This is a genomic window from Bizionia saleffrena, from assembly GCF_008086175.1.
In the GTDB taxonomy this organism is placed as follows: domain Bacteria; phylum Bacteroidota; class Bacteroidia; order Flavobacteriales; family Flavobacteriaceae; genus Bizionia; species Bizionia saleffrena.
Window position 1 is genome coordinate 17,443 of sequence record NZ_VSKM01000013.1, and the last position, 25,672, is coordinate 43,114.

A 25,672-nucleotide genomic window follows, 5' to 3' on the forward strand; every position below is an offset into this window, starting at 1 on the left:
AATACGCTTTATGGCTAAGAAGATTATAAGAAGTGATGAGAGAAAATCCGTTTTTGGATTGGAAGTAAATGGTCCCGTATTTTTTACGTCGGCTATTACCATTATCATAATAATAACATTAACCCTGATGTTTAAAGACGGGGCAGAACAGTATTTTACTGAAATACAAGATTTTATAGCAAATAAGGCAGGGTGGTTTTTTATATTAAGTATAAATGTTTTCTTAATATTTATGCTTTATCTGGCCTTTAGTAAATTTGGGCAGTTAAGAATTGGGGGACAAAGTGCAAAACCCGAATTTAAAACTATTTCCTGGTTCGCGATGCTATTTAGTGCTGGAATGGGAATTGGATTATTATTTTGGAGTATTTCAGAACCCATTTATCATTTTTTAAGTCCACCGATGGCAGAAGGCGGAACAGCCGAAGCAGCCAAGGAAGCTATGAAATTCACCTTTTTACATTGGGGTTTTCACGCTTGGGCAGTATATGCATTGGTAGGTTTATCTTTGGCGTATTTTACGTACTCCCGAGGGCTTCCACTTACTATCAGATCTGTTTTTTATCCTTTCTTAGGAGATAAAATTTACGGAAAAATTGGAGACGCCATAGACATTTTCGCTGTACTCGCTACCTTATTTGGTCTTGCGACTTCTTTAGGAATGGGCGTTCAACAAATTGCAGCCGGTTTAAATCACCTTTTCGGAATAGATAGCGGTGTACAAACCCAAATTATTCTAATTGCCGGAATAACCTTAGTTGCAACCATTTCAGTTGTTTTGGGAGTTGATAAGGGAGTGAGAGTTTTGAGTGAATGGAATATGAGAATAGCCGTGCTATTTCTTTTGGTAGTGTTGGTTTTAGGACCAACAATCTTTATTTTTAAATCTTTCGTGCAAAATACAGGGAATTATTTTTCCGATTTTCTTGAAATATCCACTTGGACAGAAAGTTATACCGGTACCGATTGGCAAAATGCTTGGACTATTTTTTACTGGGGATGGTGGATTGCTTGGTCTCCTTTTGTAGGAATGTTTATTGCGCGTATTTCAAAAGGGCGTACGGTGCGTGAGTTTATTTTGGGTGTTTTAATAGTGCCTTCTATAGTTACTTTTTTCTGGATCTCAGCTTTTGGAAGCACAGCGATACATCAGGCACTTCTTGGAAACGATACTATTGTAAATGCCGTGAATGAAAACGTTGCGACCGCCTTGTTTGTATTTATGGAAGATTATCCTTTCGCATTTATTCTTAATATTATAGCTATAATTTTAATTGCAGGATTTTTTGTAACGTCTTCAGATTCTGGATCTTTGGTGGTAGACAGTTTAACCTCTGGAGGTAAAATTGATGCGCCTGTGGGACAGAGAATATTTTGGGCCATTGCCGAAGGAGGTATTGCTGCGGTTCTTTTAATAGGCGGGGGGTTACAAGCTCTTCAGTCGGCCACCGTTGTAACCGGCTTGCCCTTTACAGTGATTTTAATAATTATGTGCTTTTCACTTTACAAAGGTTTAAGCGAAGATCTCCGGAAACTGAAAAAACGGGAGTCTCAAAAAGAACTTGAAAATTACGAGGAAATAGTTTCTGGTATCGTTAAAAAAAGAAATGCAAATCAGCAAAATAATACTAAATAATTCGAATAATGACTGAAATAAAAAACGTACTGGTTGCCTTAGACCTTTCAGATATTGATAGCACTTTAATAGAGTATGCATCCTTTATTGCCGAAACCCTTAAGGTTGAAAAAGTGTACTTTGTACATAATATTAAAAAATATGAGATCTCAGAATTATTCGAAGAACAATTAAAAGATCTTAACCTCGACGAAATAATAGGGGATGAGTTAAATGAAAAGGTAGAAGAGAAATTTACATCTTCAGCAGAATGGGAAGTACTTATCTCTGAAGATCCTTATTCTGAATCTCTCATCAATTATATTGTCGATAAATATGTAATTCAGCTCGCTCTAATCGGAAATAAAAATAAATCTAAAGGTACTGGAGTGGTGAGCGGAAAATTACTACGTCTGCTTAAATGTGATATTCTGTCTATTCCTAAAGATACAAAACCAGTAATTAGTAATATTTGGGCGGGAACAGATTTTTCTAGTGCCTCAAATAAGGTTTTTCAAGTGGCCGAAAACTTACAGAGAACCACAGCGGCAAAAGTAAAAGCAGTGCACGTATACAATGTACCGGTACAATTTTCGCCTTATATTCCAAAAGAACACCTCGACTTAAAGATAGAAAATCATCTAAAGGAGAAATATGAAAAATTTATTAAAAAGATTGGATTCCAAGGGGAGTTAACATCTGAGATTATTCAGGGAAGAGATAACGGAGTTGCAGAAAAGTTGCGTATCAAAGCATTAACGTCAGAGGTAGATCTCATTATTGTTGGAGACAAAGGCAGAAACACTTTCTCTTCCTTACTTGTAGGAAGTGTTACCGAGGAACTGTTTAATCAAGACTTAGATGTGCCGTTATGGATTGTAAAGTAGCGCTTTAAAAAGGGCAGTAAGCGGCCATAAAATATTGAAATTAATACGGTTCGGACTTTAATTTTAGCACGTTTTTCATTTTAAAAATAGCCGATTTGGATAGGTGAATACGCTCTGCTTTTAAAAGAAACCTTTATCGCAGGTTTTAATTAATAGGAAAAACTATTGTAAAAGAAACCAGAATTTAAGTCCGCCTGTAGAAAAAAATAGCTCACGGTTTTAATCGTGAGTTATCTATTTTACGTTTCTAATAAAATAGTTACAACCATTTCCACACCAGATTGTTTATCTGTTTAACTACACTATCAATACCTTCGCTACTTCTATAGGGTTTTACAGGAACCCTGTCTTTAGACAAGTGTTTAAGGCCTATAGGCTTTTTAGACATTAAAAAAGCAGTTACTTTTTGTTTCATTACCGTTACAATACACCAAGGAAGTGCCAGAAAAAGAACACGCTTAACTCCTCTCATTAGTATTAAAGTGGTTAGAAGACCCACTTCATAAGGAACTTCTCGCGGATTTGTCCTTAGTGTTAGATGACAAAGAGCCCCTCGAAGACGCTGTGATAACTACAGTTCCATAATTTTACCAGTAGTAGATAATAAATATATAGAGCGCTATTCCTTTTGGTTAGACGATCATAATATTTCTATTATAGTTAGATATGAAGGACTTTTAGGTACTTTAACTTACAGAACCACAACGAAAAATACATATGCATCTAGTGCGTCTACAACCATTGAAATACCTAGAAGTTGTGACGTTTTGGCTGGAATATAGCGTATTTATCTAACAAGATTATAACACTGCGAAGGTTAATAAAAAAATAAATATTAAAAATCTGAAAATATTTTTATCAATCGCTCAGTAAAAACACGTCTCTTAATTTGCTTTTTAACAAGCTATTACCTATATTGAGAGCAGTAGTTTAAAAACTAAACGCCAAGTGTAACTAGGTAGCAGTTCTTAAATTATTAAATATGTATCTTTATATACATTGTAATATTATTGGCTATATCCTAAAAAGATTAGTCAAACCACTATATCCGTTTATTAGGGGTGAGTCTACCCTTAAATCATTGTAAAAACTTAAACAATGCATCGGAATAGTGCTGTTGGAAACAGTCGTTTAATTTCCAAACGATAAAATTCTGAAACAGTTACCTCCTACATTTTAAGAAAACAGAATAGTGATAAATTTTAACAAATATATCATTTTTAAAATCTAGATAGAAGTCTGTAATAGACTGATCGAATCTAGTGTATAAACTTTTAAATTACTTTTTATCTCTCAATTAAAACTGTAGAGATAAGGTATTATAGCTCTTATACTTTAAAATATATAAAACATCATATTTATATAAAAATAATTTCAGATAAACGTAATTTTTAAAATGAATAAATCTCAGGAACTCTTCGATAGAAGAAAAAAGGTCGTCGCAAACGGCGTAGGAGTTTTTAATACAGCGACTGTAAAAGAAGCGAAAGGAGCGATTATTATAGATGTTGATGGACGCGAACTTATTGATTTTGCTGGAGGTATCGGTGTTGTTAATGCTGGACATTGCCCTGAACCAGTAGTAGAAGCAATACGTGAGCAAGCTGGTAAATATCTCCATACGAGTTTTAATGTGGTCACTTATGAACCTTATATTGCCTTGTGTGAAGAACTTGCAGAGATTTTACCTCATGGAGAAAAAACAAAGGTCATGTTGGTGAGTACAGGTGCAGAAGCTGTAGAGAATGCCATAAAAATTGCACGTCAAGCTACTAAAAGACCAGCGATACTTTGCTTTACCGGCGCTTATCATGGCCGTACTATGATGGCTATGACTTTAACTAGTAAAATTAGCTATAAGTATGATTGTGGTCCATTCGCGCCTGAAGTATATCGCCTTCCTTTTCCAAATTTTTACAGGTACCACGGAAAACGAGATATGGACACATTTGTAGAGGATGAACTCAAACGACTTTATGAAAGTGCGCTTAACCTTGTGGATGTAAAGAGTGTTGCGGCTGTAATTTTAGAACCAATACAAGGTGAAGGTGGTTTTAATGCCATTCCTCAGAAATATTTAGAAGGATTAAGAGCTTTCTGCGATAGGCACGGTATTATGCTAATTATGGACGAAGTGCAAAGCGGATTCTGTCGTACTGGACACTGGGCGAGTTGGCAATATTACGGAGTTCAACCCGATATTAGCACCTACGCGAAATCTATGGGTTCTGGTTTACCTATTGCAGCAATAATTGGTAAGGCTGAGGTTATGGATGCTGCAGCAATTGGTTCCATTGGTGGTACTTACATTGGAAGCCCTATCTGTTGTGTGGCAGCATCTGCCACTATTAAATATATGAAAGATATAAACTTGAATGAAAAAGCAGTTAAAGTAGGTCTTGTCATAAAGACTAGATTGCAAAATTTAATGAGCCAACATTCAGAAATTGGAGATGTTAGAGGTATAGGTGCAATGATAGCTATTGAATTTGTTAAAAACAGAGATCCAAGACAGCCTAATTCCGAAATATGCCCACAAATTATTAAAGGGTGTGCAGATAATGGGTTGGTAGTTTTAAGTGCAGGTACTTATAAAAACGTTCTGCGCATTTTATCACCTTTAGTAATTACAGACAAACAATTAGAAAAAGGGTTATCCATTTTGGAAGCCGAAATTAAAAAAGCAATACATAATATATGAAACCATTCGCAATTGCAGGAATACAAATGAAGGTATCAGCTGTCGTTTCAAACGTTGAAATGATGAAGCTAAAAATTGATATTACTATGAACCTTTATCCTTGGATAGAGATGATTATGTTTAGTGAGTTGTGTGCCTTTGGGCCACTAACCCATACTGCACAAGTAATACCTAATAACTTTGAAGCCGAGATGCAGGCTATGGCAAAAAAATACGGCATTTGGTTACTACCAGGCTCTATATTTGAGAAAAGTGAAGGAAAAATTTATAATACCGCAACTGTTATTAACCCGAAAGGAAAAATAGTAACGCGTTACCGAAAAATGTTTCCGTTTTATCCTTATGAAACTGGCGTAACACCCGGACAAGATTATTGTGTTTTTGACGTGCCTAATGTTGCAAGATTTGGGGTTTCAATTTGTTATGATATGTGGTTTCCTGAAACCATTCGCACCCTAACCACTATGGGAGCAGAAGTTATAATGCACCCTACCATGTCTGGGACTATTGATCGCGAAATAGAATTATCTATTGTAAGAGCAATGGCTTCGGTGAATCAGTGTTATTTCTTTGATGTCAATGGATTGGATACTGGAGGTTGCGGACGGTCTATTGTCTGTGGGCCAGATGGTAGAATACTCCACCAATCCGAAGGTACAGAAGAAATTATACCTCTTGAGTTAAATATTGACAGAGTAAAAAGAAGTCGCGAATTGGGTATTTTACGTTTAGGACAACCTCTTAAAAGCTTTCGTGATCATATTAAAACTAGTCAATTTGGAATTTACCAACCTAATATACCGACACCTTATTTGGATTCATTAGGTCCTTTAATAAAACCCACTCGATTAGATACATTGACAGAATTAAAAATAAGAGAAACTACTTTAAGAAAGCAAAGCACTCCAACACATTATAAAGGAGATTCAATCATATAAAAAAAATAGAAATAAATGGGTGATGTAAGATCAGGAAAAAAAATTAAGAAAGCAGAAATAAGAAAAGATTATGTGAGTTGGTTTGAAATACCCGCAATCGATTTTCAACAGGCAGTAGAGTTTTATCAATATATTTTTGACATAACTATGCAACAGAATATAACAGAATCTAATGAGATGGCTTTTTTTTCAACAACTACCGGTATTGGTGGCGCGGTTGTTTCTGGCTCTGGTTACGTGCCAAGTGATTCCGGTTCACTAATTTATCTTAATGGTGGTGATAACTTGAGTTTGGTTCTTGATAAAGTAGAGCAAGCTGGAGGTCGTATCATTATGCCAAAAACTTTAATATCTGAAGAATCTGGATACTTCGCTGTTTTTATTGATTCTCAAGGGAATAAATTAGCACTACATTCTAAAAATTAACGATTATCTTAATCACAAAATGCAGAAGTTTTTAATTAGTTTCCTACCTTTTTTTACTACCCTTCGTACATTACTAGGCGCAATAATTATTTCTACTCATCTTTTTTTTAATAAAAATAACTTATAAAATCTTCAATGACTGATATTCATAAAAAAGCAAATAGCAAACCAAAGAGTTCTCCATATTATAACATTGGTCAGTTGCGAGTAGACTATTGGAATAAATTAAAAATTGAAAGCTCAGAGTTAGCGCGTTGCAACAACGGTTCAGTAAATGAAAGAAAACATAGGGAGGTAGTAAAAAATTTAATTAAGGATTTAAAAGGAGTTGAATGTTATTTTGCTTCACCAGGAAAAGGGAGAATGCAAAAATTAGAACATATACTTTCTAATCATGAGCACGAGTCTTTATCAAATTTAATAGCTGAAACCACTAAAGATTTAGTGGGAGATAGTTATAGAAGCAACCCTGATTATATAGATTTTGATGAACATAGCATAGCGTCTGTTGAGGAACATGAGCAGCATAACAGTGTTCGGAAAAACCATTTTGAGGTGTTATTTATAGACGCGATTTCAGAAAAGGAAGAGAGTACTTTAAAACATAGCTTGATGTCATTACGTATCTCAAATGACAAATTTACCTATGGGGTTGTGGTGCAGAGATCTTTTCAAGATGCCTTGATTGCTTTGCACTTCAATCACAATATACAGGCAGTGGTTGTGAGATACGCGCCACCTTATTATTCTAAAGAAATCTCACCTCTTATAAAACCATATATTCAGTCTGTTACAAAACTTGACTATTCTTCAAAATCAGAAACGGAACTTGGTCCATTAATTGGTGATTTGATTGGCAAGTTTAGACCAGAATTGGATACCTACTACGTTACTGATACATCACTAGGGCATTTAAAAGACAGCACCATCAAATGTTTTAGACGAATTTTCTATCAAACAGAAGATATCCAAGAACTTCACTTAACTATTTTAAGAGGCATTGCCGAGCGTTTTGAAACGCCATTCTTTTCTGCTTTGGTAGAATATAGTCAAAAGCCAACTGGTGTTTTTCATGCAATGCCAATCTCAAGAGGGAATTCGGTTTTTAAATCGAGATGGATCAACGACTTTGGAGATTTCTATGGTAGAAATATGTTTTTAGCAGAAACATCAGCCACAACAGGAGGTCTTGATTCCTTATTGCAACCAACGGGGTCTATTAAAAAAGCTCAGGAAATGGCAAGAGATGCTTATGGTTCACAATACACTTATTTTGTTACTAATGGTACTTCAACGGCTAATAAGATAGTTATGCAGGCTCTTGTAGAACCCGGAAACGTAGTTCTTATCGATAGAGATTGTCATAAATCGCACCATTATGGATTGGTATTAGTAGGAGCTTATCCCGTTTATCTAGATTCTTATCCAATAGAAAAATATTCTATGTATGGTGCTGTGCCTTTAGAACAAATAAAGGGCCGCTTAATGGAGTTAAAAAAGGCTGGAAGATTAGACAAAGTGAGAATGTTATTGCTTACCAATTGCACGTTTGACGGGATGGTATATAATGTAGAACGCGTTATGGAAGAAGTTTTAGCGATAAAGCCAGACATAATATTTTTGTGGGATGAAGCTTGGTTTGCCTTTGCTGGATTTGCTTATAATTACAAACAACGTACTGGGATGTATACAGCTAAAAAGTTATATGAAAAATATAATAGTAGTGGCTATAGAAAAAAGTATACTGACCATATTAAAGGGTTAAAGGCTGATGATATTTCCTTAATGCCAGATCCTGATAAGGTTCGTATTCGTGTATATGCAACACAAAGCACACATAAAACATTAAGTAGTTTTAGACAAGGTTCTATGATTCATATTTGGGATCAGGACTTCCGTAGAAAAAGTGAAAACACCTTTTCGGAAGCCTATATGACACATACTTCCACATCCCCTAATTATCAAATGTTAGCGTCATTGGATATCGGTAGGCGTCAGGTTCAGTTGGAAGGTTTTGAGCTAGTTGAAAAAAGTATTGAAATGGCTATGATTTTGCGCGCCAAAGTTAACGATAATCCACAGCTAAGTAAATACTTTGATATCTTAACCGTAAAAGATTTTATTCCAGATAAATACCGTCAAACAGGCTTAAAAGAATATTACACAAAAAATGAAGGTTGGAATCTTATGGACGACGCTTGGCAAAAGGATGAGTTTGTTTTAGATCCAACAAAAATCACCTTACATATAGGTAAAACGGGCGTTGATGGTGATACTTTTAAGAACAAATATTTGATGGATAAATTTAATATCCAAATCAATAAAACGTCTAGAAACACTGTGTTATTTTTGACTAATATAGGTACAACAAGAGGAAGTATTACGTATTTAACGAATGCCTTGTTAAAAATTGCAGATGAATTAGATGAAGAATTTAAGTCGTTAAATGATAAGGAAATGGAAATTCACCAAAAACGAATCCATTCCTTAACCAAAGAAGTACCGCCTTTGCCAGATTTTAGCTTTTTTCATCATTCATTTCAAGCTGTTCCTGGAGTACCAGGAGGAGATTTGCGTGCGGCTTATTTTCTAGCTTATAAAGAAGAAAACTACGAGTATATTCCTTTAAGCGACTGTTTAGGTGCTATGCAAAAAGGCAAAGTTTTAGTGGCCTCCACTTTTGTAATTCCATACCCACCAGGATTCCCTGTTCTGGTGCCAGGTCAGGTGGTTAGCGAAGAGATTATTAATTTTATGTTGGCTTTAGACGTTAGTGAAATTCATGGCTATCGTGCCGATTTGGGTTTAAGAATCTTTAAAGAAACGGTATTGGACAGACATAAAACAACAACATCTATAGGGGGAATGAACATCAAAAAATAAAATTAATTAATAATTTTAAAACCGATTGTATGACTATTAAAAAATCAACAAAAACTAAAAAAGCAGTACCAACTAAAAAAGTAGCGACTGCAAAAAAAGAGAACACCATTGAAGTACTTGATGGAATTCCAGATATAAGACGTTTCTTTTATAAGAATGAGGTTCCAATATATTTTATCAGTGCCACTAATTTTAATATGTTGGGAGCAGATGAGTGGATTAAAGGATTTAAGTTTATTTGTCATATAGAATGCTTTGATGGACAGCATCCTAATGTTTTTTCTCCAAAAGAAGAAATTCCTCATGATGAGTTTACCTGTATTGAAGATATCAATAACTACTTGCTTCAACATCCAGAGGTCCAAGACTATTTAAAAACAAGAAGTAAAGGTAAAAAAGCAGGTAAGGCTATGTTCCTTATGTTTGATGAAAACACCGAAAAGCTAGCTAAAAAATTGGGGTTACAGATTATGTTCCCAAGTGCAAAAATGCGAACCTTTATGGATAATAAAGTCAATACCAATCGTATTGCAGAAAAAGCTGGAGTACCTTGTGTACCTTATGTGTTATCTCCTGTAACGGATTATAAGCACTTAAATAAAGTTTCTAAAGTGTTAGGAACAGACCTTGTAATACAAACACCATTTGGTGATTCTGGTCATACTACTTTCTTTATCTCAAATGAAGAAGAATTTAAAAAATATGAAAAAGAGATTGTAAAAGAGAAAGAGGTTAAAATTATGAAACGCATCAATTGTAAAGGTTCTGCTATTGAAGCGTGCGTTACGCGACATGGAACTATTGTTGCACCTTTAATGACCGAGTTAGTCGGTTTTAAAGAGTTAACGCCTTATAAAGGAGGTTGGTGTGGCAATGAAATTTATCCAAATGCATTCAGTCCGGAGTTAAGAAAAAAAGCGACAAAATATACGCAATTATTTGGAAATCAACTTAGAGAAGAAGGTTATAAAGGCTATTTTGAATTAGATTTTCTAATAGATCAAGACAATGGTGAAATTTATTTAGGAGAACTAAACCCGAGGGTTACTGGAGCTAGTTCAATCACTAATCACGCTGTTTTTGCCCTTGCTGATGCGCCTCTTTTTATTTTCCATATTATGGAATGGATGGATGTTGACTATAAATTGGATGTTAAGGCGATTAACGATCGTTGGGAAAAGCAAGCAAATATTGATAGCTGGAGTCAAATAATAATAAAACATACCAAAGCAACTGTTGAGTATATCTCTGAGGCCCCAAAATCAGGTATTTACAAAATGTTTGATAATGGCCATATTCAATTTGATCGTTTAGATACACACAGAAGAGCTGTAGAGACTGAAAATGAGGCCTTCTTTTTACATATTTCTAAAAAAGGTGATTATTTATATGAAGGTGCAGATATGGGGATTTTGGTGTCTAGAGGTCGGATGATGACTGATGATTTTAAGTTAAACAATCGTGCAAAACAATGGATTAAAGCCATTCAAAGTAAATATGCATCTCAAATTGTGGAAGATAAGAGTGAACAGGTTATGCTTAAGGGGAGTTTAACAAAATAATTCGTTTCTAATACTATGACTAGTGGTTAACTCTAAATATTAGTTAAATCGTTTATACATTTTTATAAGGTTAAAATAAAAAATATACTATGCAATTAAATTTTACTACGGTCTCAGAACCGTCTATAGCAGGAGCAAAATGGAAAGGTTTATTCGATGCCTATTGGTCAGGGTATCGAACTTGGTTTTTGTCAAAAGAAACTGTGAACACACCAGATTTAGAGACATCGCAAAACGCTCTAAAAAAATATATGCCCAAAATGTGGTCAACCTATAAGCATCTGTGCGTATTAACAAACGCCGATCCGGTTATGGCTCGTTTTCTCACAGGGTTTCAACCACCAGCATATATTAGTGCTTGTGCGCAGGCAGTTATTAAAGCAGATGAAATTCAACTAGTTCGCAACTATGATTACCATCCAGATTTGCTCGAAGGGACAATATTGCTGAGTAAATGGAATGACAATAAAGTTATGGGTATGTCAGATTGTTTAATTGGATTAGTAGATGGTATGAATGATGCAGGCCTTTGTGTTTCTCTCACATTTGGTGGTAGGAAAGAAGTTGGTTATGGATTTGGAATTCCTTTTATTCTAAGGTATGTTTTAGAATTTTGTAAAAATACCGCTGAAGCTGTAAAAGTGCTAAAAAGTATTCCGTCTCATATGTCATATAACGTGACTGTAGTAGACAAATCGGGAGCTTCAAAAACAGTAATGTTAGCTCCAGATAAAGCACCATTAGTTACTAACGATGCCTTTGCAACGAATCATCAAGGAATAGTAGACTGGGAAGAGAATGCTCAGTTTAATCAAACTGTTAAGCGTTATAATTTCATAAAAAATTATTTAAAATCGAAAAACATAAGTGCTAATGAATTAGCGAAGGCCTTCTTACATTATCCGTTATATAATACAAAGTTTACTGAAGGATTTGGAACCTTATTTACGTCAGTGTATCAGCCAGAAAACTTAATTATGAAAGTACTGTGGCCAAATGTCGCAATTGAAAGAAGCTTCGATAATTTTGCAGAAGAAAACATTTTCATAGAATACAATACTACTGGGCAGCCAGTTGTTCCTATTAACACATGGGAAACAGCTCCGGTAGAAACTAATGGATACAGATGGCAAGATGCAGTTGTAGATTCACTGGTTAGCGGAATGGCAGGGAAGAAAACAAAACAAAAACAACAAGAGTTTCGTGATCGATTAATGCCTGGCGGTGAAATAGCTTGGGAAGTATTAGTAGATTATTGGAACGAGCCTGTCGAATATTAATTTGTGATATTTAATTTTATAAACTATGGAATTTAAAAGTAATAATCCTTATAACGGGCAAGAGGTTGCTAAATTTAAAGGTCTTACGCAAAACGAATTAGTAGATAAACTAAACAAAAGCCAAAAAGCATTTGAGTCTTGGAGAAAAGTTCCTATTTCAGAGCGCAGCTTGCTATTTAAAAAAGCGGGCCAAGTTTTGCGAGATAACGTAGCAGAATATGCTAAAATTATTACTTTGGAAATGGGGAAACCAATTTTAGAATCTAGAGGAGAAGTAAATAAATGCGCTACTGTATGTGACTATTACGCTAAAAATGCTGAAAAATTTTTAGCAAATGAATTTATTGAAACCGATGCCCAAAGAAGTTATGTGCGCCACGACCCAATTGGAGCCGTATTTGCCATAATGCCTTGGAATTTTCCTTTTTGGCAAGTGTTTCGTTTTGCCGCTCCAACCCTTATTGCCGGAAATGTAGGCCTTTTAAAACATGCTCCAAATGTTTTTGGCTGTGCCGAACAGATTGCGGATGTTTTTAAAAAGGCCGGCTTTCCTGATGACGTTTTTCAGAATTTAATAGTACATCATGATAAGACCGAAATTATTATTGCACACGATGCTGTAAAAGCCGTTACACTTACAGGAAGTGAAAGGGCAGGAGCAGCAGTCGCTCAAATTTCAGGGAAATATATAAAGAAAATATTGTTGGAATTGGGGGGTAACAACGCTTTCATTGTTTGGGATGATGCCGATATTGATAAAGCAGTGGCAACAGCACTTACCGCTCGCATGCTAAACTGTGGACAGAGTTGTATTGCCGCCAAGCGTTTTATTTTGTTGGAGGGTATTTATGATGAATTTGTTTTAAAATTTATTGCAGCAGTAAAAAACCTCAAATCCGGCGACCCGATGGAGGAAGATACCAAGATTGGTCCGTTAGCGCGAAAGGATTTGGCAGATCAATTACAATACCAGGTTAGAAATTCAGTTGCAATGGGAGCAGATCTTTTACTTGGCGGAAATCAAAGCGGCGCCTACCACGAACCAACAATTTTAGGCAATGTAAAACCTGATATGCCTGCTTTTGACGAAGAAACTTTTGGCCCTTTGGCAGCGATGATAAAAGTAAAAACAATTGAAGAGGCCTTTGCCCTCTCAGAGCAATCCCGCTATGGACTGGGTGTAACGGTTTGCACTACCAATATTGAAAAGGCACTTGAATATGCCCACGAAGTGAGTGATGGGGCTTACTTTATAAACGAATTGGTAAAAAGCGATCCACGATTACCCTTTGGCGGTACTAAGAAATCAGGTTACGGACGTGAATTAGCAAAAGATGGCATCTTAGAGTTTGTAAATCGAAAAACAGTTTATGTAAAAAACTAAAAAGCGTAAAATAAGCGCTATCACTAATTCTCTCATCTCTTTAGATTTTAACCGGAGCTCCGGTGGTTTTTTAGCGCTGTTTTAGGTGTTATTTTACAATTGTATCTATTGAGCCTGTTGTGTTTTGCTACATTAGTACCTAAACCAAAACAGCGTATTTTATTTAAACATGTTTGATAAATGTCGAAAAAATGAAATTTAAACCGTATCCAGAAATAAAATCAGAACGCCTTTTTCTTAGACAAATAAAGGAATCGGACGCTAAAGCTATCTTGTTTTTACGGTCTGATAAAACCGTCAATACATTTATTGAAAGGCCTGAAAACAGAAAAACTAAAAATATATCCGATGCCCTAGAATTCATCAAAGAAGTGGATAATAATATCGAATCTAATCAGTCAATTGCTTGGGGAATAACTTTTATTAGTGATCCTAAACTTATTGGAACAATTTGTTTGTGGAATTTTTCTCAAGACAATACAACGGCGGAAGTTGGGTACGATTTGAATCCTAAATTTCAAAATAAAGGGATTATGAGTGAAGCTCTAAAAAAGATTATAGAGTATGGTTTTAAAGACTTAAATCTTGACAAAATTGAGGCCTTTACACATATTGAAAATGAGAATTCTAAAAAACTATTAGTAAAGAATGGATTTCACTTTAATGAGAATAGAAAGGATCTAAATAATAAATCGAATATTATCTTTGAAATTGAAAATGTCAGACATTAACCAGCGGTAGAAAAAACTAAATAAGACACTTAATTAAGAGTTTGTGCTTTTTTTGTTTCACCTGATTGTTATGCTGTAAGTTTCCAATACCAGAATCGTCAATTTCCATTTGCAAAAATATAATTTGCAAGCTGAAAAACCACGTCTACTTTCAATCCAAGAACCGTCAACCTTATAAATAAAAACCTGCCAAGCAAAAAAGCGTGGCAGGTTTTTTTAACTGCTATTTCGTAAAACGATACTGTTATGTTTGGGAGTCCGCTTTTAAATAAAACCCTTACACACCAAAAGGATTATCTATGCTGTGCGCTGGTTCTGTAAACCATTGTGGGCCTTCTTCTGTCATATAAATATGATCTTCTAAACGTATACCGAACTCCTCTGGTACAACAATCATAGGTTCTATGCTAAACGCCATTCCTGGTTGTAGCTTGATGTCATTTCCTTTTAAAATAAAAGGATGCTCATGGATTTCAAGTCCAATACCGTGACCGGTTCTATGTGGTAGTCCCGGTAAATCATAATCAGGGCCTAATCCGTCCTTTTCTAATTGTACTCTAACTTGGTCATCAATATGGCCACAAGAGAGACCGAGTTGAGCGGCATTAAAAGCGGCTAATTGTGCAGCTTTTTCGTTGGCCCAAATTTTCTTTTCCTTATCTGTGGCGTCGCCATAACTATAAGTTCTAGTGATATCTGAAATATAGCCATTGTATTGGCAGCCCGTATCCATTAAAACGATTTCATTTTCTTTTAAAGGTTTTGGCGATTTTACACCGTGAGGAAAGCTAGAATCTTTGCCAAAGAGAACAATACAAAAGTAAGAGCCACTAGCGATACCTAGTTTTTGGTGCGCTTTATGAATAAAACGTTCTACTTCGCTGGTGGTAATACCTGGTTTTAAAATTCTCGCCGCTGCTTGATGTACTTGCATAGTTAAGTCCATCGGGTACTGAATGTGAGCGATCTCAGCGTCACTTTTAAGTATTCTGAGGTCTCTAATCAACTCTTCGGCACTGCTGATAATAAATTTTTTGTGTTCCTGAAAACGTGAAACCACCGTAAAAGAGGTGGAATCATCAACGGCTAGACGGGTGCCTTCTTCTACAACGTCTGCTATTTTTTGAACAGGCGATTCGTACTCCAACCACGAGATGAATTCACCATCAATTCCTATAAAATCATTGAACGTACCTATTTCAAATTCTGGAACGACATATTTAAGAGTTCCATCGGCAAAAAGAACGGCGCCCACTAAGCGTTCTGACGGATGCCATACCGTATTTGTGAAGTAGTATAAATTGGTGCCGGCATTAATATATAACGCATCCAACCCTTTTGCTTTTAAAGTTGCACAGGCTTTATTAAGTCTGTTTTGGAACTCTTTCTCAGCTATAGGAGCAGGCTTTGTTATTGGCTCGCTTAATTTTGAAAGTTCTTCTTCTGGTGTACTACCACCAATACCGTAGGATCTGTTACTATTCATTTTAAATGTAATTTTATAAATTAATGCTGAAGTTTTCAGCGCTTATTAAATGTTATACGACTAAAAGAATTAGGGCGTTGGGTTGGAAGGATAATCTAAACTGACTCCAACATTTTTAAATCTAATCCGATTATAATGGCAAGTTCTTGAAAATTGAATAAAACTCTATAGCATTTAACTTTTTATTTTTTAGTGTGGGTAATGAATACTATTCGAAAGATTTAAAAGACCGTTACATAAAGGTCTTACGCCATTGGGTAGTTTTAGGTATTTGGTAGTGGTAATAATTGTGAGAGGAACGAACTATAATGAAGGCCATAATTAACACTTTATCATTATTAATTAGTGTTAGTTCTAAAGCGCGATATGCAAATACTAACTAAATTAAGAGAAAATCTTAAAAGGTATAAGGTAAAGATTACAATCCTCTTTTTCATTAAGAAAAGGTTTAAGCGATAGCGAACCTTACTTAAATATGAAAAGCATAACTATAAAAATGCTCGGTTAGCACTACCACAACAAGAGAATGTTTGTTTCGAATTGTTTTTCTTTACAACCGCAAAACGATATGGTGCGGAGTCAGAACCCGATAACAATTAAAACAGTTCTATACGGTAATAAATACTAATTAAAATGGATTTTGGAGGCTATTGTGGTATTCTCTTAGTAACCAATGAGGTCATTTAATAGGGTGATTAGTTTCTAAATTTAATAAATAGAGTGGAGTAATAAGCGATGTAGAGACTTTAATTTGTTAATGAGTCTTTGGGGTAGCGTATTCATTGCTTTATTTCAAAAGACTAGAAAACAAAAAAACTTTCGGTTTGGTAACTAAAGATTTTCAAGAGTTATAAATTAAAATAATTGATGAACGATGATATAGCATTATCTCACAGTTAAATTTAGGGATACTGTGAGCATATTTCCGGATCCTGAATAACGCTCAGCCCAAACCTCTATATAATCGTCTGTATCTAATTCAATAGTTCCTATGATAGGAAGCGCTATAATCTCTTGATCAGTTGTAGCTCTTCCATAAACCTTAGTTTGAGTAATTACTGAAGCTGAACCGTTATCTTCTCCTTTGGCTACGTATAGTATATAAATTGTTGGTGAATCTGATAAATTCCTAGCTTGAAAAGAAATAGAAGCATTAGCTCCAAAAAACCTTTTTTTACTTCCTCTATAAACAATTTTGTTATCTCCATCTTTTTCAAAACGGAATAGGCTGTTGGAAGTGGTTGCACCTATGACCTTTTCTCTACTACTTGTTCCTGTACCAGTAAATAAAGTTGACACTCCACTACCAACCGATGCCGTGAAGTTAATATCACCTGTGGCAACATCATCATTCTCTCTTGGTATTCCTGGTGCCCCTGCAGTCCAAGCATTACTAAAATTATAGCCTGCGTAAGACCCAGTAGTGTAACCTTTAACATATCCAGAAGTCGCTGAAGTTGTCCCAGAAAAAGCTGTGCCTTGTAAAATTCCAGTCGCAACAACAGGATTGCTGCTAACGTCCAAGGCCACATCCGCCCCATTCACCGTGCTAAAACCACTTACTTTCTCTATTAAACCAAAGGTTCCCGTAAAGGTTTCAAATGTTCCATTATTAGAACTGAACCATCCTTGATTGTTCAATAGCAAATTACCAATATTAGAATACGTGATGCCATTGGTATTACCTACGAACTGGACAATATTGCTAAAGTATAATCCGAAGCCTGAAATACTTCCAACAGAGTTCATTCCAAATATAATAGTATTTTGAACTAAAAGTGTCTCGGTAGCTGAGCCCGTGATTTCAAATGCTTTTGCGCCTACTAAAGTTACATTTCTAATACTACCACCTGTACTTCCTTTAAAAACAGTTCCACCTGTATATGAGAGTACATCTTCATTGGCATCCATACCAGAAACATAGGCATTATTTAAATCGATGGGGTTTAATAAGGTTATTGTACCATTAATTTCATAATAGGTGTTTTCATCTAACAAATAGCTGGAGCCTCCGTCGATTAATTCTTGTGCTAAATCGGCGGCAGATTTTATAAGCTTATAATTATTCCTTTTAACACTAGCGTCGTTAGCAAGAGCTATCCAAGAGGTTGTAGTGGTATTATAGTAGAAGAAAGTGTCCTCATCGGTATCAAAGACCAATAAACTTTCTGCCGGGCTGGTTATTCCGGTACGTTCTACAGTGGTTACTCTTGGTGCTAAGAATCCTTGAGAATTAGATGTAATATCTAAGGCCGCAGAAGGATCAGGAGTTATTGTACCAATTCCTACTTGTCCGTAGGAAAAAGTGGTAAGTAATATAAATATAAGGAGAAGTTTTTTAGATTTCATAATGATAAGGGATTCATTAGTTATTCAAAATATCATCGTAAATTTATGTATTTTAACGTTAAAAACAAACATTTAATCCTATTAATATAAGATTAGAACCTTTTTTAACATTTTAAAATTCGTAAATATTGAAATAGTAAGTAACATCTTACATAGTAAATTATAAAACTACGAGTATCTTTTATGAGTAAGAATAAAATTGGATTGTCTTTTATTACGAAGGCTTTTCCATAATGAAATAGTAGATTTAGGCAACTACTTTAATTAACGGCATAAGTCTAAACCTTATATAAAATCTGACTAAAAAAGCTTTGAAATGGGTTTCTTATTTGCGTTCAAGAGATTACTTAGAAAGACGTAGATAAAAAAGAATTGTGGGTCAACTAAAATTCATACTCCAGTTTGGCATTGATACAGACCGAGGTCTAAATCAGACTTAAAAAAAACAGAATATTAATTACAAAAAAGAAATACACATTACACCATTAAGAAAAGAACTCCTTTTTCACATTTTCGAAATAGGTGTCACTAACGGGTATTTCAATCTTAGATAAGTTTACATCGCAACCATTAAGACCTATTACCTTTTATTTATGGACTAAAAAAGAACGATGTTCACCCATAAATAAAGCTGTGGATAATTCGTTAATAAGCTTAGTAAGTTATTGGTTGGCCATTAACATTTACCGTCTGCTGCATGGTAAATACATATTCGCAGTCGCTTTCAATATAAACTATATTAGTGTAGAGCAGATTGTGTAAGTCGTAACCTAATTTTATAATAAGATGATTTGGTCTTTAAGTAACACTTTGTTGCAAAGAGAGTTTTTCAAAACAAAAGTTGATATTTTACATAACTACGGCGGACACAAAAGATTATAGTTATTAAAATTAAACTTTATTTCATTATATTTAGAATATAAATAAAATAAAAGAGGTATTTATGAAAATAAAAACTAAACCACCAGCTTCCTTTTGGGCTATAGGTATTTTTGCTCTTATATGGAACATTATTGAATTATACTTAACGACTTATCAAATGGACTTCCTACAAGAAAATACCACAGCTGAAGAATTTGCAGTTTTGCAATCGGTACCACTATGGTACGGAATTACGTTTGTAGTTGCCATATTCTCTGAAACATTAGGTGTTTTTATGCTTTTATTAAAGAAAAAATGGGCTATCAAATTTTTCGCAGTTTCATTGATTACCCTAGTCTTAACAGAGCTGTATTGGTTATTTATTATCGATATTAACAATTCTTCATTTGTTTTATCAATTTTAGTGCCTATTGTAGTTATTGGAGTAGCCATATTCCTTTATTTATATAGTAAAAGAGCGGCTAAAAAAGGTTGGATCATTTAAAGCTCTTTAACCACGGAGTATTTTTACTGGATTTTAGTGTTTCATAAAAGTCTTGAGACTTACTATTTAATTTTAAAAGTTTTAAAGCTTAAATTATTTGAAATCTATCGCTTTCATTAAATGAGTAATTTGTTTTATTTTTTTTAAGAACTTCATTTTGCTATTTTAGTTATTGATTTTGTTTAAACTCTAATACTAGTAATATGATATCGTTTTAACTAAAATAACTAAAACTCTTTATATAGTTGAAGCTATTTGAATAAGATTTCAAGTTTTAGGATTATTCTTAAAACTGGTATATCATTTTTTAGAGTTGAGAACTCCTTTTTGTGTGCCAAATCGTATTCACTAATTAAGTCCTATTTTAAAGGATAAATGTAATGAAACAATGCGGTTTTGAAAACAGAAATTACACTGTTTCCCCTGATTAATGTATATAAATTTGTTAATTATTTTTTCTTATTATTATTATTATTATATACAATAATTTATTTTTATATAGCGTTGCTATTGATTAATCCTATTTCATACTCTTTGTGTGATTTTAGTATTTGTTATTAATAGTTTAAAAATAGAGTAAAGACTTATACAGGCTATAAAGTAATATAACTAAGTTATGTAATCATAAAACCAGCTAACTGTTAAAATAGAGACTGTCTATATATTTAAAAAACAGACAAATAGGAGTATTAGATACTTCAAGAAAATTAATCAAAAAAAGTAAAAAAAGAAACGCTTTCTTTTAAAACAAATAAAAAGAAAATTTCTAGCCATCTTTGTATTTACAGCATTATTAACTGTTACTTCTTGTTCAACAGATAATTCAGAATTATCACCATCTGATCAAGGTAACATCATTAAGGATTTACCCATTAATAATCTAAATAAAGAAAACTTAAGTGATAACATCATTGAACATTTTTCGATTATTAGAAATAACTCCAATGAATTATATATTATTGATGATGTTGTTTCATCTGATAATAATATAAATGAGCAACTGCAAGGCTTAGTAATGACTTTTGATGCAGAAAATAAAACAGGTTATTTCACTAAAGATAAAGAAGTTGGAAGAGCTCCTTTCTATTTAATTTTAACAGATGAAGCATCTCAAGTTTATGGTATACACTTATCAAAATTACCAGGATGGTTATGTACTTCTAAATGTGTTTTAGATGGTTTTGCTATGTCTTTATTGGATGGACCTGCTCCAATTATGGATAGTGCAGCCGCATTATATACGTATGTATGTGTAAAAAATTGTAAGAATTAAGATATGAATAGTTTAACAATAATACCTTTAGTTGTTTTAGCTCTTTTGATTTACTTCATTAAGTATAAGAGAGATAATAAGATTATTAGATCGTTCTATTTTCAAACATTTTTAATTATACTAATTAGTACAATTCTTATTTTAAATATAATAAGTTTTAAAAACGATACTTCAATTGTTAAAATAATTGCACTTAGTATGATTTTAATTTTTAGTATACCTAGATATTTAAAAAAACTTCAAACTAAAATTAAAAATTAGTAACGTAGTAAACTATAAAAAAAATAGTAGTTAAGTGCATAATGTAAATTTTGTGCTTTTCTACTATTTTTTTTTGTAACTGAAAATAATAACCTTTTATTATGATGCTTGTCAAACATAAAAGTGTTAGTTTGTATTATGAAAAATATACTGCCATTAATAATTATTATTTCTTTTTCTTTCTTTTTTCATCTTTTAAAATTAAGAGTTTATACCTTAACTTTGTGTGGATGCTAAGTTAGGATATCCAGTATTCCCTGTGCTACTAAATTCCAGTCTCTTTGCACCACTTGTTTCGTGTTCTTACCTACCTATCAGCGTCTTTTTACGTGTAGATACAATGTATTTCCTGTAAGAATAGTTATTTCTTTATGAAATCCAGAGGCTATTAATATACGGTTAGCGTCTTCTTTAGGAGTTACATTTCGTTCTTCTAAATAGAGCAGCATTACTTCAGCATTGTCAGAGATGTTGCTAGGCCTGTTAATAATCGCATTATTACTAAACTGATAAGACCAATAATTATAATAGGTTGTGACCATATCTATCTGAAAGCTTTCCCCAAACCACTACAAATAGTAACTGGAAAAACGGATAGATGCTTGTGAGTAATCCAATATGAACTTAATAAGGTCGGGATCGAGATTGTCTTTTAATGCTAATCTTTCGGTGTAGTAGGGCAGGGTCGGTAATAAAATACAGTAACCCAACATTATTACAAATAAACTCAACAAGATTATAAATATCTTGTTGAGTTTTTCTTTCCTTTTCATTTATTTTTTACCTATTTTCCGCTTTAATAATTGCGCATTAATGGCCACTATGATGGTGCTCAAACTCATAAATACAGCTCCTACCGCTGGTCCTAATACAAAGCCCGAAGAATATAGTACGCCAGCAGCTAATGGAATGGCAACTACGTTATATCCAGTTGCCCATATTAGATTCTGAATCATTTTATTGTAAGTAGCTTTTCCAAATAAAATTAAATTAGCAATATCCTGTGGATTGCTATTTACCAAAATAATATCGGCAGTTTCAGCGGCTACATCTGTACCTGACCCAACGGCAATACCGACGTTTGCTTGTGCCAAGGCAGGCGCATCGTTAACACCATCGCCCGTCATTGCCACAAATTCTCCTTCGTTTTGTAATTTTTCTACAATTTCCACTTTTTGATGCGGTAATACTTCAGAATAATAACCGTCCAAACCAAGTTTGTCGCTAACCGCTTTTGCTGTTATTTCGTTATCGCCAGTTGCCATTAAAACCTTGATGTTATTCTTTTTAAATATTTTAATAGCTTCGGCAGATTCTGGTCTTATTTCATCGGCTAGAGCAATATATCCTGCTAGTTGGCCATCAATTAATACAAATACAACAGTTTCAGCAGCATCACTAAAAGCATCCTTTGGAATTTCTATTTTTTCATCCCTTAAATAACCAGGACTAACCACTTTTACTTGCTTCCCTTCTACATTTGCCTCTACACCTTTACCTGTAATGGCGTTGAAATTTTCCAGTTTCGGAATGGTCATATTATCTTCTTTTACCTTTTTAATAATTCCAACGGCAATTGGGTGTTCTGAACTTTGTTCCAGTGCACTTGAAAGCCTCAAAATTTCTTCTGATGAATAGGCTTCATTTACAGATTCAATTCTGGTAACGCCAAAATCCCCTTTGGTCAATGTTCCTGTTTTGTCAAAAAGTAATACTGAAATTTTACGTGATTCTTCAAAGGCAGTTCTATTTCTAATTAACAAGCCGTTTTGTGCAGATACTGCGGTAGAAATGGCAACCACAAGTGGAATGGCAAGACCAAGTGCGTGTGGACAAGCAATAACCATAACGGTAACCATTCGTTCCAATGCATATACAAATGGAAAACCTAACATCAACCAAACTGCCAATGTCCCAAAACCGATCCCCAAAGCAATATACGTCAACCATTTTGCAGCCCTGTCCGAAAGGTTTTGCATTTTTGACTTGGTCTTTTGCGCTTCCTCTACCATTGTGATTACTTTGTTGAGATAGCTGTCTTTTCCTGTATGCTCAACTTTTACCTTTATGCTGCCGTTACCGTTTACCGAACCGCCAATTACTTTATCTTTTTCTTCTTTTTTTACTGGTTTCGATTCTCCAGTTAGCATAGATTCGTTTAGATAGCTGGTGCCTTCTACTATGATGCCGTCAGCAGGAACTTTCTCTCCGGGCTTTACCAATATCACATCGTCTTTTAATAAATCTTCGAGAGGAATATCTTCAATAGAATCACCTTTTACCCTATGAGCTTCAGCAGGCATCATACTTACGAGAAGCTGGAGGGCTTTTGAGGCCCCTAAAACACTCTTCATTTCTATCCAATGCCCAATAAGCATAATAGCGATTAAAGTTGCCAACTCCCAGAAAAAATCAACACCTCTTAAACCAAAAACAGTTGCAGAACTGTAGAAATATGCAACACTTATTGCCATAGATATAAGCGTCATCATCCCTGGTGCACTATTCTTTACTTCTGAAACAAAACCTTTAAGAAAAGGCCACCCACCATAGAAATACACAATGGTAGAAAGTGCAAAAAGTATATATGGATTACCCGGAAGTAAAAATTCATACCCGAAAAACCCCTGAATCATTGGCGAGAATAGTAATATGGGAATTGTAAGTACAAGGGTTACCCAAAAGCGTTTCTTGAAGTCGGCAATCATCATTTTATGATGGTCGTGACCCATTTGTCCGTGACCAGGATTATGTCCTGAATGGTCTTCTTTTCCGTGGTTCATTTTAGAATGGTCTTTTTTTTTGTCTTTCTTCTTTGAATGATCCATTTTGGAATGGTCCATTTCCTCGTGTTTGTCGTGTTCGTGATTTTCCATTATAGTATTGTTTAGGTGTTAACGTAATTTTTTCCGCATTGCTTCTGAAATGTTTTCAGCATAGACACCATAGGCATCTACCAAAAGACCTTTAATTCCGTCTTTGGAAGGATATAGTATAAAGAATGCTATTATCGTCCGTACTGCTCATTCCTTCAAAGCGATAGGTTTTATCTACTTTGAAATCTTCAGGATGAATCTCAATTTTCAGCGAAGCACATTTCAAACATTCAGGCGTTAAGTTGAAGTCATAGGGATATTCGTTTACCTGTAAATCGTTAATAGCTTCTGAAAGGGTATCGTAATTTTTCATCTGATATTTTTTTTGACCATCCCTTCAATCTTTTCTGATAGTTTGTTATGGATGTTTTAATTAATTGCCCATTATGGGCTTATTTATAGTTTATTCTAAAATAACTACCATCGGCTTCGGTAAACTTCTGAAAGGTCAATAAATCGTTTCCATTGAATTTCTCGTTAACGGTATAGTTGAGTTGCTTAATGCGAATTCCCCACGCATAGGCCTTAATATTGATTTTTGATTTAATATTACTTCTATTACCGTCCAATTTTCTATCGTAAATATTTATGGTGCTTTTTGAACCAAAAAAATTTAATAGGCCTGAGTCAAAACTCATTTCAAGTTCAATATCTCTTAAGTTTTCCAAATCGTATAGCTCTTTAAAATTTTTAGAAATGGTATTGATTTCGGTTTCCTTGGACTTTGGGTTGAAAAACGGAAAAGCTATTATCATTAGATTCCCATCTTCTGGTTTGCAGCGGTAGGTTGTGGTGTACTTTTCGGTAGATTTTTTGTTTTTGTCAAACAATTCTGTGATTACTTCAATTGCATAATATCCATTTTTAGTGATAATTTTTCCTGCTTCAAAGGTTTGTTTATTTAAAAAAGCTCCTTTTTCATCAAAGTTTTCGCGAACGACAAGCCTGCCTGAAACCTGCTCTATGAGCATTTCAGTTTGGGCTTTAAGATTTGTACTACTTAATATCAAAAACAACAGAAGAAGTGGCACAACTACTTGATAATGAAATTTTTCAGGTACTGAATTAGTTTTAAAATTATTGATAAAGATCATTATTATCTTCATTATATGTTATTTAAAATAAATTCTACACGTTCCACAGGTGGCAATACTGGAACAAAAACGATTGGTATTTCTAAAGATGTGTAAACCTCAATTATTAATTGATGTATTTTTTTTTGATCTTCTTCATCTTCAATTCTCGCGTAGTCCTTTATAAAAGGCAGTCGATCTAAAATAAAAATCTTTTTGTATGATGTATTTTTGACCGCATTCAGTAATTTTTCGTCATAATCAAGTGACAGGAATTGATAGTAAGCCATTGCATCCGGAATGGCTCTGTCCAAAAAAAACAGATCTTTAGGATCTATTTCAGCTTCTTGCTCTATTTGCATATCAAGCACACCTAATTGAAATTTTCTTTTATTTTTTCGCAAATCTTCTACAGTTTCTCCTTCTGTGCGTATAGTATCTATATAATGTCTAGCATGTTCGATAGTGGTTTTATAACCTTTTTTTGCAATCATATTAATTACGGTAGTTTTTCCTGTACTTGGACCACCTGTTATGACGTGCCAGGTGGTTTTTGCTTTTTTATTTTGCATAATTTTTCA

19 protein-coding genes and 1 pseudogene are annotated in these 25,672 nt (G+C 34.3%); 12 read left to right on the forward strand and 8 right to left on the reverse strand.

Annotated features, from left to right (window positions below; genetic code table 11):
• The first annotated feature begins 10 nt into the window (after positions 1 to 10).
• The gene (locus tag ES676_RS11815) at positions 11 to 1,636 is read left to right on the forward strand and encodes a BCCT family transporter (RefSeq protein ID WP_148370539.1); all 1,626 of its coding nucleotides are present in this window, start codon (positions 11 to 13) and stop codon (positions 1,634 to 1,636) included.
• 8 nt (positions 1,637 to 1,644) lie between these two features.
• Positions 1,645 to 2,502: a universal stress protein gene (locus tag ES676_RS11820; RefSeq protein ID WP_148370540.1), complete on the forward strand. Its 858-nt coding sequence runs from the start codon at positions 1,645 to 1,647 to the stop codon at positions 2,500 to 2,502.
• Between the two features lie 259 nt (positions 2,503 to 2,761).
• On the opposite strand, the gene ES676_RS11825 is transcribed toward ES676_RS11820, so the two are convergent.
• Positions 2,762 to 2,974 carry a hypothetical protein gene (locus ES676_RS11825; protein WP_148370541.1) on the reverse strand — a complete coding sequence of 71 codons (213 nt, stop codon included), beginning with the start codon at positions 2,972 to 2,974 and terminating at the stop codon, positions 2,762 to 2,764.
• 924 nt (positions 2,975 to 3,898) lie between these two features.
• Between ES676_RS11825 and ES676_RS11830 the strand changes: the two genes are divergently transcribed.
• The 8 genes from ES676_RS11830 to ES676_RS11865 all read left to right on the forward strand — a co-directional run bounded on the left by ES676_RS11830 (position 3,899) and on the right by ES676_RS11865 (position 14,407).
• Positions 3,899 to 5,203: an aspartate aminotransferase family protein gene (locus ES676_RS11830; RefSeq protein ID WP_148370542.1), complete on the forward strand. Its 1,305-nt coding sequence runs from the start codon at positions 3,899 to 3,901 to the stop codon at positions 5,201 to 5,203.
• Positions 5,200 to 6,141, forward strand: coding sequence for a carbon-nitrogen hydrolase family protein (locus ES676_RS11835; protein ID WP_148370543.1), 942 nt, complete (start codon positions 5,200 to 5,202; stop codon positions 6,139 to 6,141). The genes ES676_RS11830 and ES676_RS11835 overlap by 4 nt, the downstream gene beginning before the upstream one ends.
• 15 nt (positions 6,142 to 6,156) lie before the next feature.
• A complete protein-coding gene (locus ES676_RS11840; protein WP_148370544.1) occupies positions 6,157 to 6,567 on the forward strand; it encodes a VOC family protein in 411 nt (136 codons plus the stop codon).
• Positions 6,568 to 6,702: 135 nt separating this feature from the next.
• Complete coding sequence (locus ES676_RS11845) at positions 6,703 to 9,450, forward strand: aminotransferase class I/II-fold pyridoxal phosphate-dependent enzyme (protein ID WP_148370545.1); 2,748 nt, start codon at positions 6,703 to 6,705, stop codon at positions 9,448 to 9,450.
• 29 nt (positions 9,451 to 9,479) lie between these two features.
• Entirely contained in the window at positions 9,480 to 11,012 is a 1,533-nt protein-coding gene (locus tag ES676_RS11850) for a biotin carboxylase (protein WP_148370546.1), read from the forward strand.
• Positions 11,013 to 11,101: 89 nt separating this feature from the next.
• A complete protein-coding gene (locus tag ES676_RS11855; protein ID WP_148370547.1) occupies positions 11,102 to 12,292 on the forward strand; it encodes a C45 family autoproteolytic acyltransferase/hydolase in 1,191 nt (396 codons plus the stop codon).
• 25 nt (positions 12,293 to 12,317) lie between these two features.
• Positions 12,318 to 13,676 carry an NAD-dependent succinate-semialdehyde dehydrogenase gene (locus ES676_RS11860; RefSeq protein ID WP_148370548.1) on the forward strand — a complete coding sequence of 453 codons (1,359 nt, stop codon included), beginning with the start codon at positions 12,318 to 12,320 and terminating at the stop codon, positions 13,674 to 13,676.
• 173 nt (positions 13,677 to 13,849) lie between these two features.
• Complete coding sequence (locus ES676_RS11865; RefSeq protein ID WP_246130355.1) at positions 13,850 to 14,407, forward strand: GNAT family N-acetyltransferase; 558 nt, start codon at positions 13,850 to 13,852, stop codon at positions 14,405 to 14,407.
• Between the two features lie 277 nt (positions 14,408 to 14,684).
• On the opposite strand, the gene ES676_RS11870 is transcribed toward ES676_RS11865, so the two are convergent.
• Positions 14,685 to 15,893: a M24 family metallopeptidase gene (locus ES676_RS11870; protein WP_148370550.1), complete on the reverse strand. Its 1,209-nt coding sequence runs from the start codon at positions 15,891 to 15,893 to the stop codon at positions 14,685 to 14,687.
• An 885-nt stretch (positions 15,894 to 16,778) separates the two neighbouring features.
• A complete protein-coding gene (locus tag ES676_RS11875; RefSeq protein WP_148370551.1) occupies positions 16,779 to 18,242 on the reverse strand; it encodes a hypothetical protein in 1,464 nt (487 codons plus the stop codon).
• Positions 18,243 to 19,185: 943 nt separating this feature from the next.
• Between ES676_RS11875 and ES676_RS11880 the strand changes: the two genes are divergently transcribed.
• Positions 19,186 to 19,608: a hypothetical protein gene (locus tag ES676_RS11880; protein ID WP_148370552.1), complete on the forward strand. Its 423-nt coding sequence runs from the start codon at positions 19,186 to 19,188 to the stop codon at positions 19,606 to 19,608.
• Between the two features lie 1,015 nt (positions 19,609 to 20,623).
• Positions 20,624 to 20,881, forward strand: coding sequence for a hypothetical protein (locus ES676_RS11885; protein ID WP_148370553.1), 258 nt, complete (start codon positions 20,624 to 20,626; stop codon positions 20,879 to 20,881).
• A 575-nt stretch (positions 20,882 to 21,456) separates the two neighbouring features.
• Here the strand turns inward: ES676_RS11885 and ES676_RS14745 are convergent.
• The 5 genes and pseudogenes from ES676_RS14745 to ES676_RS11910 form a co-directional block, all read right to left on the reverse strand.
• Complete coding sequence (locus ES676_RS14745) at positions 21,457 to 21,684, reverse strand: hypothetical protein (RefSeq protein WP_170234455.1); 228 nt, start codon at positions 21,682 to 21,684, stop codon at positions 21,457 to 21,459.
• A 231-nt stretch (positions 21,685 to 21,915) separates the two neighbouring features.
• Positions 21,916 to 24,018, reverse strand: a complete 2,103-nt coding sequence (locus ES676_RS11895; RefSeq protein ID WP_148370554.1) for a copper-translocating P-type ATPase — start codon at positions 24,016 to 24,018, stop codon at positions 21,916 to 21,918.
• Positions 24,019 to 24,036: 18 nt separating this feature from the next.
• Positions 24,037 to 24,331: pseudogene (locus ES676_RS11900) on the reverse strand (phosphoribosylpyrophosphate synthetase).
• 79 nt (positions 24,332 to 24,410) lie between these two features.
• Complete coding sequence (locus ES676_RS11905) at positions 24,411 to 25,124, reverse strand: hypothetical protein (protein ID WP_317130826.1); 714 nt, start codon at positions 25,122 to 25,124, stop codon at positions 24,411 to 24,413.
• Positions 25,124 to 25,663: an AAA family ATPase gene (locus tag ES676_RS11910; protein WP_148370555.1), complete on the reverse strand. Its 540-nt coding sequence runs from the start codon at positions 25,661 to 25,663 to the stop codon at positions 25,124 to 25,126. The genes ES676_RS11905 and ES676_RS11910 overlap by 1 nt, the downstream gene beginning before the upstream one ends.
• Positions 25,664 to 25,672: the final 9 nt, after the last annotated feature.

Coding starts and splice junctions, on each gene's coding strand:
- ES676_RS11815 (WP_148370539.1), top strand. CDS start 11: ATGGCTAAGAAGATTATAAGAAGTGATGAGAGAAAATCCGTTTTTGGA.
- ES676_RS11820 (WP_148370540.1), top strand. CDS start 1,645: ATGACTGAAATAAAAAACGTACTGGTTGCCTTAGACCTTTCAGATATT.
- ES676_RS11825 (WP_148370541.1), bottom strand. CDS start 2,974: ATGAGAGGAGTTAAGCGTGTTCTTTTTCTGGCACTTCCTTGGTGTATT.
- ES676_RS11830 (WP_148370542.1), top strand. CDS start 3,899: ATGAATAAATCTCAGGAACTCTTCGATAGAAGAAAAAAGGTCGTCGCA.
- ES676_RS11835 (WP_148370543.1), top strand. CDS start 5,200: ATGAAACCATTCGCAATTGCAGGAATACAAATGAAGGTATCAGCTGTC.
- ES676_RS11840 (WP_148370544.1), top strand. CDS start 6,157: ATGGGTGATGTAAGATCAGGAAAAAAAATTAAGAAAGCAGAAATAAGA.
- ES676_RS11845 (WP_148370545.1), top strand. CDS start 6,703: ATGACTGATATTCATAAAAAAGCAAATAGCAAACCAAAGAGTTCTCCA.
- ES676_RS11850 (WP_148370546.1), top strand. CDS start 9,480: ATGACTATTAAAAAATCAACAAAAACTAAAAAAGCAGTACCAACTAAA.
- ES676_RS11855 (WP_148370547.1), top strand. CDS start 11,102: ATGCAATTAAATTTTACTACGGTCTCAGAACCGTCTATAGCAGGAGCA.
- ES676_RS11860 (WP_148370548.1), top strand. CDS start 12,318: ATGGAATTTAAAAGTAATAATCCTTATAACGGGCAAGAGGTTGCTAAA.
- ES676_RS11870 (WP_148370550.1), bottom strand. CDS start 15,893: ATGAATAGTAACAGATCCTACGGTATTGGTGGTAGTACACCAGAAGAA.
- ES676_RS11875 (WP_148370551.1), bottom strand. CDS start 18,242: ATGAAATCTAAAAAACTTCTCCTTATATTTATATTACTTACCACTTTT.
- ES676_RS11880 (WP_148370552.1), top strand. CDS start 19,186: ATGAAAATAAAAACTAAACCACCAGCTTCCTTTTGGGCTATAGGTATT.
- ES676_RS11885 (WP_148370553.1), top strand. CDS start 20,624: ATGACTTTTGATGCAGAAAATAAAACAGGTTATTTCACTAAAGATAAA.
- ES676_RS14745 (WP_170234455.1), bottom strand. CDS start 21,684: ATGGTCACAACCTATTATAATTATTGGTCTTATCAGTTTAGTAATAAT.
- ES676_RS11895 (WP_148370554.1), bottom strand. CDS start 24,018: ATGGAAAATCACGAACACGACAAACACGAGGAAATGGACCATTCCAAA.
- ES676_RS11905 (WP_317130826.1), bottom strand. CDS start 25,124: ATGAAGATAATAATGATCTTTATCAATAATTTTAAAACTAATTCAGTA.
- ES676_RS11910 (WP_148370555.1), bottom strand. CDS start 25,663: ATGCAAAATAAAAAAGCAAAAACCACCTGGCACGTCATAACAGGTGGT.